The organism is Agrococcus jejuensis (genome assembly GCF_007679035.1).
Classification (GTDB): Bacteria; Actinomycetota; Actinomycetes; order Actinomycetales; family Microbacteriaceae; genus Agrococcus; species Agrococcus jejuensis_A.
Genome location: NZ_VEFR01000005.1, coordinates 17,979 through 32,081, shown reverse-complemented (window position 1 = coordinate 32,081; position 14,103 = coordinate 17,979). Strand labels below are relative to the sequence as shown.

General features: G+C 72.6%; 15 protein-coding genes. 7 read left to right on the top strand and 8 right to left on the bottom strand.

Annotated features, from left to right (window positions below; genetic code table 11):
- Window positions 1-219 precede the first annotated feature (219 nt).
- Both ispD and FS793_RS13715 read right to left on the bottom strand, forming a co-directional pair.
- Window positions 220-1,431, bottom strand: coding sequence for a 2-C-methyl-D-erythritol 4-phosphate cytidylyltransferase (gene ispD, locus FS793_RS13720; RefSeq protein ID WP_260980171.1), 1,212 nt, complete (start codon window positions 1,429-1,431; stop codon window positions 220-222).
- Between the two features lie 193 nt (window positions 1,432-1,624).
- Window positions 1,625-2,107: a CarD family transcriptional regulator gene (locus tag FS793_RS13715; protein WP_092502670.1), complete on the bottom strand. Its 483-nt coding sequence runs from the start codon at window positions 2,105-2,107 to the stop codon at window positions 1,625-1,627.
- Between the two features lie 151 nt (window positions 2,108-2,258).
- Between FS793_RS13715 and FS793_RS13710 the strand changes: the two genes are divergently transcribed.
- Window positions 2,259-2,756 (top strand): hypothetical protein, encoded by a 498-nt coding sequence (locus tag FS793_RS13710; RefSeq protein ID WP_144721284.1) that lies wholly within the window; start codon window positions 2,259-2,261, stop codon window positions 2,754-2,756.
- Window positions 2,757-2,840: 84 nt separating this feature from the next.
- Here FS793_RS13710 and FS793_RS13705 read toward each other — a convergent pair whose 3' ends face one another.
- Together FS793_RS13705 and FS793_RS13700 are read right to left on the bottom strand one after the other, a co-directional pair.
- Window positions 2,841-3,524: a response regulator transcription factor gene (locus tag FS793_RS13705; protein WP_092502674.1), complete on the bottom strand. Its 684-nt coding sequence runs from the start codon at window positions 3,522-3,524 to the stop codon at window positions 2,841-2,843.
- The gene (locus FS793_RS13700; protein WP_144721282.1) at window positions 3,521-4,666 is read right to left on the bottom strand and encodes a sensor histidine kinase; all 1,146 of its coding nucleotides are present in this window, start codon (window positions 4,664-4,666) and stop codon (window positions 3,521-3,523) included. The genes FS793_RS13705 and FS793_RS13700 overlap by 4 nt, the downstream gene beginning before the upstream one ends.
- Before the next feature lie 131 nt (window positions 4,667-4,797).
- Between FS793_RS13700 and phoU the strand changes: the two genes are divergently transcribed.
- A complete protein-coding gene (gene phoU, locus FS793_RS13695; protein ID WP_144721280.1) occupies window positions 4,798-5,466 on the top strand; it encodes a phosphate signaling complex protein PhoU in 669 nt (222 codons plus the stop codon).
- A 76-nt stretch (window positions 5,467-5,542) separates the two neighbouring features.
- Here the strand turns inward: phoU and FS793_RS13690 are convergent, their stop codons facing one another.
- Entirely contained in the window at window positions 5,543-6,289 is a 747-nt protein-coding gene (locus tag FS793_RS13690; protein WP_144721278.1) for a phosphoglyceromutase, read from the bottom strand.
- Between the two features lie 79 nt (window positions 6,290-6,368).
- Here FS793_RS13690 and FS793_RS13685 point away from each other — a divergent pair, with 79 nt between their 5' ends.
- On the top strand, window positions 6,369-7,205 hold the full coding sequence (locus FS793_RS13685; protein WP_144721276.1) for a class I SAM-dependent methyltransferase: 837 nt from the start codon (window positions 6,369-6,371) through the stop codon (window positions 7,203-7,205).
- A gap of 12 nt (window positions 7,206-7,217) precedes the next feature.
- Here FS793_RS13685 and ygfZ read toward each other — a convergent pair whose 3' ends face one another.
- The 3 genes from ygfZ to FS793_RS13670 form a co-directional block, all read right to left on the bottom strand.
- The gene (gene ygfZ, locus FS793_RS13680) at window positions 7,218-8,261 is read right to left on the bottom strand and encodes a CAF17-like 4Fe-4S cluster assembly/insertion protein YgfZ (RefSeq protein WP_144721274.1); all 1,044 of its coding nucleotides are present in this window, start codon (window positions 8,259-8,261) and stop codon (window positions 7,218-7,220) included.
- Complete coding sequence (locus tag FS793_RS13675) at window positions 8,261-8,878, bottom strand: FABP family protein (RefSeq protein WP_144721271.1); 618 nt, start codon at window positions 8,876-8,878, stop codon at window positions 8,261-8,263. The genes ygfZ and FS793_RS13675 overlap by 1 nt, the downstream gene beginning before the upstream one ends.
- Window positions 8,879-9,046: 168 nt before the next feature.
- Window positions 9,047-9,343, bottom strand: a complete 297-nt coding sequence (locus FS793_RS13670) for a hypothetical protein (RefSeq protein WP_440130467.1) — start codon at window positions 9,341-9,343, stop codon at window positions 9,047-9,049.
- A gap of 36 nt (window positions 9,344-9,379) precedes the next feature.
- On the opposite strand from FS793_RS13670, the gene FS793_RS13665 reads away from it, so the two are divergent.
- The 4 genes from FS793_RS13665 (at window position 9,380) to FS793_RS13650 (ending at window position 14,046) form a co-directional block, all read left to right on the top strand.
- A complete protein-coding gene (locus FS793_RS13665; protein WP_092502692.1) occupies window positions 9,380-10,027 on the top strand; it encodes a response regulator transcription factor in 648 nt (215 codons plus the stop codon).
- The gene (mshD, locus tag FS793_RS13660) at window positions 10,020-10,841 is read left to right on the top strand and encodes a mycothiol synthase (RefSeq protein WP_144721269.1); all 822 of its coding nucleotides are present in this window, start codon (window positions 10,020-10,022) and stop codon (window positions 10,839-10,841) included. Before FS793_RS13665 ends, mshD begins: the two co-directional genes overlap by 8 nt.
- Window positions 10,842-10,942: 101 nt before the next feature.
- Window positions 10,943-13,126 (top strand): RNA degradosome polyphosphate kinase, encoded by a 2,184-nt coding sequence (locus FS793_RS13655; protein ID WP_144721665.1) that lies wholly within the window; start codon window positions 10,943-10,945, stop codon window positions 13,124-13,126.
- Window positions 13,123-14,046, top strand: a complete 924-nt coding sequence (locus tag FS793_RS13650) for an NUDIX hydrolase (protein WP_144721267.1) — start codon at window positions 13,123-13,125, stop codon at window positions 14,044-14,046. The genes FS793_RS13655 and FS793_RS13650 overlap by 4 nt, the downstream gene beginning before the upstream one ends.
- Window positions 14,047-14,103 lie beyond the last annotated feature (57 nt).

Below are 14,103 nucleotides of genomic sequence, written 5' to 3'. Positions count from 1 at the left end.
TGACCGAGGGACGCTGCTTGGAGCATCGGCCCGCCTTTCCGCCGACGCGTCGTCGCGCCGGAGACCAGGTCGTCGAGGGAATCGACGACACGCCGTTGTGTGGAGTGTTCATGCACATCCGTGCAGACGATGCTTCACGAACGTGCTGCGCATGTCTACCACGTCGCACGAGCGACGACAACACCGGCGCGCGGGACACGCCGCCGATCGACCCCGGGGTCAGGCGCCGTGCGGTCCGGCGGGCTGCGAGGTCGCCGCGCGCACGAGCGCCGTGGCGATCGCCGCGACGCCCTCGCCGCGGCCCGTGAAGCCCAGCGCGTCCGACGTCGTGCCCGCGACGCTCACCGACGCGCCGAGCACGGCGGAGAGGTGGGCCTCGACCTCGCGGCGCCTGGCCGAGATGCGCGGCCGCTCGCCCACGACCTGCACCGACACGTTCACGAGCTCGTAGCCGTGCTCGTGCACCAGCTGCAGCGTCTCGGCGAGGAACACGTCGCCGCGCGCACCCTCGAGCCGCGGGTCGGCGGTGCCGAAGACCTCGCCGACGTCGCCGAGGCGCACGGCCGAGAGCATGGCGTCGCAGATCGCGTGCGCCACCACGTCGCCGTCGGAGTGCCCCGCGAGCCCCGCCTCCCCCGGCCAGAGCAGCCCGCCGAGCCAGAGCTCCGCGTCGGGATGGAAGGCGTGCACGTCGGTGCCCGTGCCGACGCGGATGGTCGAGGCGGGATCGCGCTGCAGCATCTCCTCGGTGCGGCGCAGCTCCCACGTCGTCGTGATCTTCGACGCGAGCTGGTCGCCGGCGATGACGCGCACGGGCCTGCCGAGGTCGCTCACGAGGGCCGCGTCGTCGGTGTGATCCTCCGTCGCGCGCGCGTGCCCCTCCTCGAGCCACGCGCGCGGGAAGCCCTGCGGCGTCTGCACGGCCGTGAGCTGCGAGCGGTCCAGCGTCTCGGCGACGCGATCGTCGGGCCCGAGCCGCTTGATGGTGTCGGACACCGCGAGCCCCGTGATGACGCCCTCGCCCGTGCGCTCGACCTCTGCGGCCACGGAGTCGAAGATGACCGCGGGCGTGAGCGGCCGAGCCGCGTCGTGCACGAGCACGGTGGCGACGCTCGGCGCGAGCCGCTCGAGCGCGATGCGCACCGACGCCTGCCGCGACTCGCCACCCACGACGATCGTCGCGTGCTCGGCGTCGAGGCCCGGCACGCCGCGCAGCAGCTCGCGCGCGATGGCCTCGTGGCTCGGTGGCACGGCGAGCACGATCTGCGGATGCGCGCGCATGCCCGCGAGCGACTCGAGCGCGTGCGCGAGGATGGGCCGCCCCGCGAGGTGCACGAAGGCCTTGGGCTCGCCTCGGCCGAGACGCAGGCCCTCGCCCGCCGCGAGCAGGATGACCGCGACGGTGGGCGCGGGCGCGATCGAATCGGTCACGCGCTCGACCCTACGCGTCGCGCCGCGCATGCACGCGCAGGCATGCATGCGCGGCGCGCACGTGGTCGGATGCGGGATCCGGCCGTGGCGTCGTGACGCGAGCCCGCTGGGCTCGCGCGCTCGACGACCACGAGCCCTCGACGCGGAGATCGCGTGCGCCCTGCGGGCTCACGCGACGCTCAGCGCTGCGGGCTCAGGAGGCCAGCACCTCGTCGAGGACGTTGCTCGCAGCCTCCTCGTCGGTCTTCTCCGCGAGCGCGAGCTCGGAGACGAGGATCTGACGCGCCTTCGCGAGCATGCGCTTCTCGCCCGCCGACAGCCCGCGGTCCTGGTCGCGACGCCACAGGTCGCGCACGACCTCGCTCACCTTGATGACGTCGCCGGAGGCGAGCTTCTCGAGGTTCGCCTTGTAGCGGCGGCTCCAGTTCGTGGGCTCCTCAGTGAAGGGCGCCTTGAGCACCTCGAACACCTTGTCGAGGCCCTCCTTGCCGATGACGTCGCGGACGCCAACGAGCCCGACGTTGTCGGCAGGGACCTCGATCGTGAGGTCACCCTGCGTCACGTTGAGCTTGAGGTAGACCTTCTCCTCACCCTTCACCTTCCGCTTCTTCACCTCGGTGATGGTGGCCGCACCGTGATGCGGATAGACGACGGTCTCGCCGACCTCGAAGTTCATAGGAATTGGCTCCTCGATTGCACAGACTCTTGATTCTACCACCGCACGCTGGCATGATCCGCGGGGCTCTCGGCGGGGTCTGCTCGGACGCCGTGCGAGCCCCCACTAGACTCGGTGGCGTCCCGTGCGCGGAATCGAAGGAGCAGCACCCGTGAAGTCCCGCCTCGCCGCCGCAGCGGCAGCCGTCATCGCGACGGCGACGCTCGCAGGCTGCAACTTCATCACGCCGCAGGCCACGCAGTTCCAGTACGACGCCGCAGACGGCGTCTCGGGCGCCTCGGGCGCCGTCGAGATCCGCAACGCCGTGCTCGTCGTCGACGGCGACCTCTCGAGCCTCGCGGTCACGTTCGTGAACGACGGCCCGGCGACGACGCTGCAGGTCACGGTCGGCGAGGAGTCGCAGACGGTCGACCTCGACTCGGGCCTCACGCCCTTCGGCTTCCCCGACCAGCAGCTCGTCTTCACGGCTCCCGTGACGGCCGGCACGCTCGAGGACGTCGTGTTCTCGGCCGACGCCGCCGAGCGCGCCTCGCTCCCGGTGCCCGCGTTCTCGGTCGACACCGCGAACTGGTCGGAGTACGGCCCCGTCGCCCCCGAGGAGGACGACGCCCCCGAGGCGTCGGAGCCCGTGGAGACGCCCGCGCCGTAGCGCGCACCGACGACGTCGTCAGGGGGCGGCATCCATGCGGATGCCGCCCCCTTCGTCGTGCGCCTGCCGCAGGGCGCGCCGCCGCTATCCCTCGAAGCGGTAGCCGAGCCCGCGCACCGTGAGGAGCTGCTGCGGCTCCGACGGGTCGGTCTCGATCTTCGAGCGCAGGCGCTTCACGTGCACGTCGAGCGTCTTCGTGTCGCCGAAGTAGTCGCTGCCCCACACGCGGTCGATGAGCTGGCCGCGCGTCAGCACGCGACCTGCGTTGCGCATGAGGTACTCGAGCAGCTCGAACTCCTTGAGCGGCATCGACACCGACTCCCCCGCGACCGAGACCGTGTGCCGGTCGGCGTCGAGGCGCACGCGCCCGGCCTCGACGATCGCATCGTCGAGGTCGCCCTCGGCGTCGACGCGACGGCGCAGCACGGCGCGGATGCGGGCGAGCAGCTCGCGCGACGAGTACGGCTTCGTGACGTAGTCGTCGGCTCCGAGCTCCAGGCCCACGACCACGTCGACCTCGGAGTCCTTCGCGGTGAGCATGATGATCGGCACGGTCGAGCGCGTGCGCAGCGTGCGGCACACCTCGGTGCCCGCCATGCCCGGCAGCATGAGGTCGAGCAGCACGAGGTCGGCGCCGTCGGCGTCGAACGACTCCACGGCCTCGAGGCCGTCGGGCACGTGGTGCACGTCGTAGCCCTCGCGACCGAGCAGGTACGCGAGGGGCTCCGCGAGGGCGATCTCGTCCTCGACGAGCAGGATGCGGGTCATGCGGCTCCCTGAGCCTCGGGCTGCGCGACGGGGAGGCGCAGCGTGAAGGTGGATCCCTGGCCGAGCCTCGACCAGAGCTGCACCTCGCCGCCGTGGCTGACGGCGATGTGCTTCGTGATGGACAGGCCGAGGCCCGTGCCGCCCGTGACGCGCGAGCGGGCGGGGTCGACGCGGTAGAAGCGCTCGAAGACCCGCTGCGCGTCGGCGGGCGCGATGCCGACGCCCTTGTCGGTGACGCTGACCTCGACGAGGTCGTCGCTCATGCGCACGCCGACGCCGACGTGCGAGCCGTCGGGCGAGTACTGCACGGCGTTCGACACGAGGTTCTGCAGGGCCATGACGAGCATCGCCTCGTCCCCGAGCACCGACGGCGCATCGGCGACGCGCGTGGAGATGCGGATGCGCTTGGCCTCGGCGGCGACCCGCACGGCGTCGACGGCACGCTCGACGACGCGCTCGACCTCGATGCGCTCGGGGTCGTCGAGCGGGTCGTCGTCCTGCACGCGCGACAGGTCGATGAGCTCCTGCGTCAGGGCGCCGAGGCGCGCGGCCTCGACCATGAGCCGCTGCGCGAAGGCGCGCACGCGCCCGGGGTCGTCGGAGGCGGCGTCGATGGCGTCGGCGAGCAGCGTGACGGCGCCGATGGGGGTCTTCAGCTCGTGGCTGACGTTCGCGACGAAGTCGCGGCGCACGCCCTCGAGGCGGATCTCCTCGGTGCGGTCCTCGGCGAGCAGGAGGATGAAGCGCGCCCCGATGGGCGCCGCGCGCGCCGAGAGGTGGCGCACCTGGCTCTCGTCGAAGCGGCTGCGGCGCAGCTCGACCATGCGCTCCTCGGCCTGGCCCGACGAGCGCGCGTCCTGCACGAGCTCCATGAGCTCGGCGTTCGCGAGCGCACGGTCGGCGACGAGGCCCAGCGTCATCGCGGAGTCCGAGGCGCGCAGCACCGTGTTGGAGGCGTCGACGACGACGCCTGCCGACTCGAGCGCGCCGACGACGTCGGCGATGCCGTCGGGGATGGACTCGTTCGCGAGCTGCAGCGCGCGCTGGCCCCTCGTCGCGGCGACGCCGCCGAGGTGCACGACGAGGGCTCCGAGCCCGAACCCGAACCCGAGCGCGAGCAGCACGATCCAGGTCGCATCCACGTCGCTCACGATACCGGCGCGCACGAGCCCGACCCCCGCCGGTTCGCGTGCTGTTCAGCAAGGGGGCATGCGGTGTTCACCTTCGTCTGGGATGCTCGTCCGGTATGCCCGCACGGGGGATGAGGAGTGTCATGCGCGAGGTCTTCAAGCAGGAGATGGCCGAGGTCCAGGATCGCCTGGTCGAGATCGCGGAGGACGTCGCGAGGTCGATCACGCGCGCCACCGAGGCGTTCGGGGAGTCGAACGTGCAGCTCGCCGAGCAGGTGATCGCGTCGGACGCCGACATCGACGACAAGGCGAACGCGCTCGACGAGCTCGTCATCGACATCATCGCCAGGCAGGGCCCGGTGGCTCGAGACCTGCGCATCGTCATCTCGGCGCTGCGCATCTCGGCGTCGCTCGAGCGCATGGGCGACCTCGCCAGGCACATCGCGATGCTCACGCGCTACCGCTTCCCGGCGAACGTCGTGCCCGAGACGCTGCAGCCCACGTTCGTGCAGATGGGTGCCGCCGACGTCGAGATCGCGAACCTCCTCGTCGAGCTGCTGCGCACGCAGGACGTCGCGATCGCCGAGCAGATCGCCGGCTCCGACGTGCGCGTCGACGCCCTGCACAAGTCGGTGTTCGAGCACGTGCTCGGCTCCGAGTGGGAGGGTGCCGCGCACGCGACCGTCGACGCGACGCTCGCGAGCCGCTACCACGAGCGCTTCGCCGACCACGCCGTCGGCATCGGCAAGAAGATGGCCTACCTCGCCACCGGCGACTGGCAGGCCGAGCTGCACGAGGTCGTCTCCGACTGAGTCGCATCCCCTGTCATGCGACGAGGCCCCCGGCATCCGCCGGGGGCCTCGTTCGTGCGTCGTGCGCGGGCGGGGCTCAGCCCTTGCCCTGGCTCGCCACCGCGGCGGCGCCGGCGGCAGCGGCCTCGGGGTCGAGGTAGACGCCGGGGCCCGTCGCCTGCAGATCGGCGTCGAGGCGGTAGACGAGCGGGATGCCCGTGGGGATGTTCAGCGCGGCGATGTCGTCGTCGGAGATGCCCTCGAGGTGCTTCACGAGCGCGCGCAGCGAGTTGCCGTGGGCGGCGATGAGCACGGTCCTGCCCGCGCGGATGTCGTCGCTGATCGCGCCCTCCCAGTAGGGCAGGAAGCGGTCGATGACGTCCTTGAGGCACTCGGTGGCGGGCACGTCGCCGTCGATGCCCGCGTAGCGCGGGTCGTCGGCCTGCGAGTAGGCGTTGTCGTCGGAGATCGCCGGCGGCGGCACGTCGAACGAGCGACGCCACAGCATGAACTGCTCCTCGCCGTACTCCTCGAGCGTCTGCGCCTTGTCCTTGCCCTGCAGGTCGCCGTAGTGGCGCTCGTTGAGCCGCCACGAGCGGTGCACGGGGATCCACGCGCGGTCGGCGGCGTCCAGGGCGAGGTTCGCCGTCTGGATCGCACGCGTCAGCAGCGACGTGTGCACGACGTCGGGCAGGATGCCCTCCTCCTTGAGCAGCTCGCCGCCGCGCGCCGCCTCCTGGCGGCCCTGGTCGGTGAGGGCCACGTCGACCCATCCCGTGAACAGGTTCTTCTGGTTCCAGTCCGACTGTCCGTGACGCAGCAGGATCAGGGTGTGCTCGCTCATGCCCTCAGCCTATCGAGGCCGCATGGCCGGGCGATGGCGCGCGGACGTCGCTCCGACGCGCTGCTGCGACGATGGAGGCATGGCTCCCATCGGTCGCATCACGCGCGGCACGACCGGCGTGAACCGGCTGCGTCGCGTCGACCGGTGGATCGCCGACCTGCCTGCGGCACGCGTGCCGGGCGCGCTCGTCGTCGACCTCGGCTACGGCGCGAGCGCCACGACGTCGCTCGAGCTGCACGAGCGTCTCGCGCGCCGCTCTCCCGACGTCGAGGTCGTGGGGCTCGAGATCGACCCTGCGCGCGTCGCGATCGCGTCGCGCGAGCTCGCGGAGGCGCTCGCCGCCGGCCCTCAGCGGCACGGCCGCGCGCTCGCCGCCGACGTGCGGGTGTCGTTCGCGCTCGGCGGGTTCGAGGTGCCGACCGCCAGGCCGCCGCAGGTCATCCGCGCCATGAACGTGCTGCGGCAGTACGACGAGCACGAGGTCGAGGCCATCTGGGCGCGCATGCTCGCGCGGCTCGCACCCGGCGGCGTGCTCGTGGAGGGGACGTCGAACGAGGTCGGGCGCGTGGCGACGTGGGTCACCCTCGACGCCGCCGGCCCGCGCACCCTCACGCTCGCGCTGCGGCTCGGCTCGATCGGCACGGATGCGATGCCGACGCCGAGCGTGCTCGCCGAGCGGCTGCCGAAGGCGCTCATCCATCGCAACGTGCCCGGCGAGCGCATCCACGACCTGCTGGCCGCGCTCGACCGCGCATGGGAGCGCGCCGCGCACGTCGGCACGTTCGGCGCCGAGCAGCGATGGGGCGCCGTGGTGCGCGCGCTCGCCGACGACGGCTGGCCGATCGACCGCGCCGCGCTGCGCAGGGCGAGGCTCGGCGAGCTCACGCTGCCGTGGTCGGCGGTCGCGCCCCGCTGAGCCGAGTCGGCGTCAGGCGGTCGGGCGGCGCACGGCGCCGAGCCTCGGCAGCCGCGGCGGGCGGTGCGCGTGGCCCGCGGTGGGCGGCACGAGCATCTGCTGCGCCGCCGCGACGGGCACGTCGTCGTCGCCCGCGAGCACGACGAGGGATGCGTCGACCGGCGCCGAGCGCTTGAGCACGGCGAGGGCCACGGGGCCGAGCTCGTGGTGCTGGGCGGCGGCGGTGACGCGGCCGACCTCGGCCCCGTCGGCGGTCACGACGTCGCCGGCGACCGGCAGCGTCGACTCGCTGCCGTCGAGGTGCAGCAGCGCGAGCCGGCGCGGCGGTGCGCCGAGGTTGTGCACCTTGGCGACCGTCTCCTGCCCGCGGTAGCAGCCCTTCGCGAGGTGCACGGCCGTCGCGAGCCAGTCGAGCTCGTGCGGGATGGTGCGGTCGTCGACATCGGCGATCGTCGGACGCCCGGCCGCAGTGCGGCGCGCGTCGAGCGCGAGCGTGCCCGCGACAGCGGGCGGCGTGCCGACCTCGCCCGTCACGACGGTCTCGTGCCAGTCCCACGGGCCGAGGTCCTCGCCGGAGCCGTAGCGCACGCCGCCCTCGGCGACCGTGGGCCACGGGTCGTCCCACGTCGCACCCTCGGGGGCGACGGAGCCGGTCCAGCCGACGACGGGCGCGTCGACCCGCGCGATATCGACCTGCGCCCAGAACCGCATGCGGGTGAGCCACGCCTCGAGCGCCTCGCCGCGGCCGGCGTCGAGGATCGCCCACAGCGACTCGCCGTCGTCGACGAGCCGCATCGCGTGCTCGACGCGGCCCTCGGGCGAGAGCACGAGCGTCTCGGTCGAGACGCCGGGCGGCAGCTGCGCGATGGCCTGCGTCGTGATCGAGTCGAGCCACGTGAGGCGGTCTGCGCCCGTGAGGCGCAGCACGTCGCGCGGCAGCAGCACCCACGCGCCCGCGTCGAGCAGCCGTCCCTCGGCGATGGGGTTCCCGAGGTGCAGCGGCACGCCGTCGTCGCCGAGCACGGCGCCGGGCACGTCGACGAACGCGCTGGCCATCAGTCCTCCTCGGGTGCTTCGAGCCGGCGCACGCGCGACAGGCGTGCGGAGGCGTGCGTGGCCAGCGGGCGGCCGAGCGCCGCAAGATCCCACGCCCACAGCAGGTCGCCGTCGACGAGGCCGAGCATGCGCGTCGAGGCCGAGTGCGCCTTGGCGCTGGGCGAGCGCAGGACCGCGTCGGTCGCGAGGTCGATGCGGGGGCCTGCGATGCGACCCAGGTAGAGCTCGGCGACGCCCGTCGGATGCGCGATGAGCGCCTCGATCTCGAACGCGCCGTCGTCGCCGCGCAGCGACTCGACGTCGTCGATCGTGCGCGGCGCGGCGGTGCGCGGCAGCATGCCGGGGCCGTGGTCGCGGTCGTCGGCCTCGCGGGCGAGCGACCAGTAGCCCGACTCGGTCGCGAGCGGCGTGAGCTCGTCGTCGAGCAGCCACGCGTACGCCGAGTACGCGAGGTACGGCAGGCCGTGGTGCGCGAACGTCACACGCTGGCCGAACGCGTGCTCGCGCACGTCGTCCTCGTCGACCGCGAACTGCACGTGACCCGTGCCCTCCCAGTCGCCGACGAGCCACTGCAGGGGACCGAGCTCCGCCGGGAGCGTCGGGTCGATGTCGAGCACTGGCTAGCGCTGGCCGCGGAAGAGGTTGCGGATCACGACGAACGAGAGGCCCGCGATCGCGAGGGACGCGAGGCCCAGGAGGCCGAGGAAGAAGATCTCGAGCGCGACGACGGGGATGTCCATGCCCCACATCCTACGCGCGCACGAGCGGCGCGCGCTGCGGGCGCGTCACGCGGCGATGCTGAGGGCCTTGAAGACGACCGTGGCACCCGCGAGCACGACGACGGCGCCGCCCACCGAGGCGAAGAGACGGTCGACGAGACCCTTCTGGTTCGGGAAGCCCAGCTGCACGCCGAACGCGGCGAGCACGCACGTGCCGAGCACGATCGGCAGCCACACGGTGCGGTCGACGGGCACCAGCGCGGCCACGACGATCGCGCCGACGACGGCGAGCGCCCAGATCGGCCAGATGCTGTGCCAGCGCATCGCTGCGGCCATCGCTCCCCCGTCCGTGCCCATCTCCACGCCACCCTAGACTGTCCCGCGGGAAGGAACTCTTTCGTGGCACAAGTGCTGATCCTCACCCGGCGCAGCGGCGACGTGCTTCCGAGCCTCGACCTGCTCGACCACCGGGTGACGCGCCTGCCTGCCGAGACGGGATCGCTCACGCAGGCCAGCGACGCCGAGCTGGTCGTGGTCGACGGCGTCGTCGAGCTCGCCACCGCCAAGACGCTGTGCCGCATCGTCGAGCAGACGCTCAAGACCCCCGTGCTCCTCGTGCTGGGCGAGGGCGGCCTCGCCGCCGTGCAGCTCGACTGGGGCATCGCCGACGTCGTGCTCGACGCGGCGGGACCCGCCGAGGTGGATGCGCGCATCCGCCTCGCCCTCGCCCGCTCGGCGCCGCGCGACCAGCCCATCGTCGCCGCCGGCCTGCGCATCGACGAGGCGAACTACCAGGCGTCGATCAACGGCAAGCCCCTCGACCTCACCTACAAGGAGTTCGAGCTGCTGCGCTTCCTCGCGTCGCATCCCGTGCGGGTGTTCACGCGCGAGCAGCTGCTCAGCGAGGTGTGGGGCTACGACTACTTCGGCGGCACGCGCACCGTCGACGTGCACGTGCGCCGCCTGCGCGCCAAGCTCGGCGACCTCGAGTCGGCCATCGGCACCGTGCGCAACGTCGGCTACCGCTTCGAGCTCTCGCATGACTGACCTCGCCGCGCTCGCGTCGCTCGTCGAGCGGTGCGCCGCGGCCGACGGGGCGAGCCCCGTCAACGACCAGGCGATGCTCGAGACGCGACGCGGCGAGCGCGCCATCGTCGACCTCGACGGCTCGGGCGTCGCGATCGCCGTCGTCGCCACCGGCGAGCAGGCGGGCGACGCGCCCGCCGAGGTCGAGCTCGCCGTCGACCCCGACCGTCGGGGCGCGGGCCTCGGCGCGCGCCTCGCCGAGCGCGTCGCGACCGAGCATCCCGGCTTCGAGGCCTGGGCGCACGGCGACCTGCCCGCGTCGCGGGCGCTCGCCGCGAGCCTGGGCATGCAGCGCATCCGCACCCTGCTGCAGCTGCGCGCCCCCGTGCCGGCCGACGCCGTGGTCGACGCGCGGCTGCGCCCGTTCGCCGAGTCGGATGCGGACGCGTGGGTCGCCGTGAACGCCGCGGCGTTCGCGAGCCATCCCGAGCAGGGCCGTCTCACCGCTCGCGACCTCGCCGATCGTCGCGCGGAGGCGTGGCACGACGACGCGAACCTGCTCGTCGCCCCCGGCACCGATGGGCTCGACGGCTACGCGTGGATCAAGCCCGACGGCGACGTCGCCGAGCTCTACGCCCTCGGCGTCGCACCGCACGCGCAGGGCACGGGCCTCGGCGGCGTGCTCATGCGGGCGACGTTCGCGCGGATGCACGCGCTCGGCTTCGCCACGGCGCACCTGTACGTCGAGGGCGACAACGCCCCGGCGCTCGGGCTGTACCGCTCGCGCGGCTTCGTCGACCACGCACGCGACGTGCGGTGGCGACACATCCCCTGATCGCACCGTCACGACCCCATCCGTTCACCTGCCGGTGCCAGGATGAGTGCATGGAAGAGCAGTCCGAGCCCACGCCCACGACGTCGATGCCGACCGTGACGATGGCGCCCGAGCTCGCAGAGGGCGCGAGCTTCGCGCAGGCCACCGAGGCCGACCTCGACGACTTCGACGACGACGACGAGTACGACCTCGAGACGCACGGGGGCGAGACCGAGGACGGGCTGCCCGCCGACCGCTTCCTCGATCGCGAGCTGTCGTGGCTCGCCTTCAACCAGCGCGTGCTCGAGCTCGCCGAGGACGAGACGGTGCCGCTGCTCGAGCGCGCCAACTTCCTCGCGATCTTCGCGTCGAACCTCGACGAGTTCTTCATGGTGCGCGTCGCCGGCCTCAAGCGCCGCATCGTCACGGGGCTCGCGGTGCCGACGAACGTGGGCGTCTCGCCCGTCGACATCTTCAACCAGATCGTCGAGCGCGCTCACGAGCTGCAGCTGCGGCACGCCGACTGCTGGCGGCACTCGGTGCGCCCGCAGCTCTCGGCAGCCGGCATCGACATCGTGCGCTGGGGCGAGCTCGACGAGGACGAGCAGCGGGTGCTGCGTCAGCGGTTCCACGACGACGTCTTCCCCGTGCTCATGCCGCTCGCGGTCGACCCCGCCCACCCGTTCCCGTACATCTCCGGGCTCTCGCTCAACCTCGCCGTGCGCGTGTTCAACCCGCTCACGGACTCCGAGGAGTTCGCGCGCCTCAAGGTGCCGCCGGTGCTGTCGCGCCTCGTCGCCGTCGAGGGGCCGGGCACGCGCTTCATCCCGCTCGAGGAGCTCATCGCCAACAACCTCGAGGAGCTCTTCCCCGGCATGCGCGTCGTCGACTGCGACGTGTTCCGCGTCACGCGCAACGAGGACGTGGCGATCGACGAGGACGAGACCGAGAACCTCATCCAGGCGCTCGAGAAGGAGCTCTCGCGCCGCAAGTTCGGCCCGCCCATCCGCCTCGAGGTGTCGGAGGACGTCGACCCCGACTCGCTCGACCTCCTCGTGCGCGAGCTCGGCATCACCGAGCACGAGGTCTACGCGCTGCCCGGGCTGCTCGACCTCACGGGCCTGTTCCAGATCTCGGGCCTCGAGCGCCCCGAGCTGCGCTACACGAAGCGCGTCCCCGTCACCGCCGCGGCCCTCAAGCCCACGGACGCCGAGGAGCAGGAGTCGATCTTCGACGCGATCACGCGCAAGGACGTGCTCGTGCACCACCCCTACGAGACCTTCGCGACGAGCGTGCAGGCGATGCTCGAGCAGGCTGCCGACGACCCCGACGTCCTCGCGATCAAGCAGACGCTCTACCGCACGAGCGGCGACTCCCCCATCGTCGCCGCGCTCATCCGCGCCGCCGCGAAGGGCAAGCAGGTGCTCGCGCTCGTCGAGGTGAAGGCGCGCTTCGACGAGACGAACAACATCCAGTGGGCGCGCACGCTCGAGCGTGCCGGCGTGCACGTCGTCTACGGGCTCGTGGGCCTCAAGACGCACTGCAAGCTGCTCGTCGTCGTGCGTCGCGAGCGCGGGCGTCTGCGGCACTATTGCCACGTCGGCACCGGCAACTACAACCCGAAGACGTCGCGCATCTACGAGGACTTCGGCCTCTTCACCGACAACGACCAGGTCGGCCTCGAGATCACGCGCCTCTTCAACCAGCTCTCGGGCTTCGCGATCGAGCGCAAGTTCAAGCGCCTCCTCGTCGCACCGCTGCACCTGCGCAAGGGGCTGCTGAAGCGCATCCGTCGCGAGACCCGCAACGCGCAGGCGGGCAGGCCCGCGCGCATCCGCATCAAGGTGAACTCGATCGTCGACGAGCAGATCATCGACGCGCTCTACCGCGCCAGCCGCGCCGGCGTCGAGGTGCAGGTGTGGGTGCGGGGCATCTCGTCGATCAAGCCGGGCGTGCCCGGGCTCTCCGAGCGCATCCAGGTGCGCTCGGTGCTCGGCCGCTACCTCGAGCACTCGCGCGTCTTCTGCTTCCTCAACGACGGCGACGAGGAGGTGTGGATCGGCTCGGCCGACATGATGCACCGCAACCTCGATCGTCGCGTCGAGACGCTGATCCGTCTCACGTCGACGGAGCACATGGACGACATCACGGCGCACTTCGACACGGCGATGGCCGACACGACCGCGTCCTGGTGGGCCGAGTCCGACGGCACGTGGACGCGCCACGCGTTCGACGACGCCGGCAGGCCGCTCGCCGACCTGCAGCGCGACCGCATGATCGCGATCCAGCGGCGGCGGCGCCGATGACCCCGCAGCTCGCCGCCGGCGTCGGACTGTGGCGTCGCGCGGACGACGGCATCGAGGTGCTGCTCGTCGAGCGCACGAAGCATCGCGACCTCTCGCTCCCCAAGGGCAAGCTCGACCCGGGCGAGGCGCTGCCGGCGTGCGCGGTGCGCGAGCTCGAGGAGGAGACGGGCTACCGCGCGACGCTGCAGGCACCGCTCGGCACGAGCGAGTACCGGCTGCCGACCGGCCAGGACAAGGTCGTCTACTACTGGCAGGCCGAGCTGCGCGACGGCGACCCCGCGCACGCGTTCGAGCCGAACGACGAGATCATGGCGCTGCACTGGCTGCCGCTCGCCGAGGCCGTGTCGCGCTGCACCTACGAGCACGACGCCGCGCTCGTGCGCAGGCTCGCCGAGCGCATCGACGCCGGCGAGGCGGACACGTTCGCGATCATCGCGCTGCGGCATGCGAAGGCCGCCGACCCGTACGCGTGGGACGGCGACGACGCCTCGCGCACCCTCACGTCGCGCGGCGAGCGCCAGGCGCGCCAGGTGGCGCCGTCGATGGCGGCGTACGGCGTCGAGCGCGTGCTGACGTCGACGGCCGTGCGCTGCCGGCAGACGGTCGCACCCCTCGCCGCGCTCGCCGGGCTCGAGCCGCGTGCAGTGCGCTCGCTCGCGCAGGACACGTACATGGGTCGCGGCGATCGGCTGCTGCGACGCGTCACGAAGGCGCTGCGGCACCGCCGCACGACCGTGCTGTGCAGCCATCTGCCGGTCATCCCCGTCATCGTCGACGCGGTCGCGTCGGCGACCGCGACGCCCGACACGCCATCGCTGCATCGCGGCTCGATGCTGCACACGGCCGACTTCACGGTGCTGCACGTCGGCGGCGCCGACGGCCGCGTGCTCGCCGTCGAGACGCACGGCGCCCCGCACTGACGACTCGCGCGCGCTCGACGCGACCGCGCTCGCACCGTCCGCTCGGCTTCCGCGGAG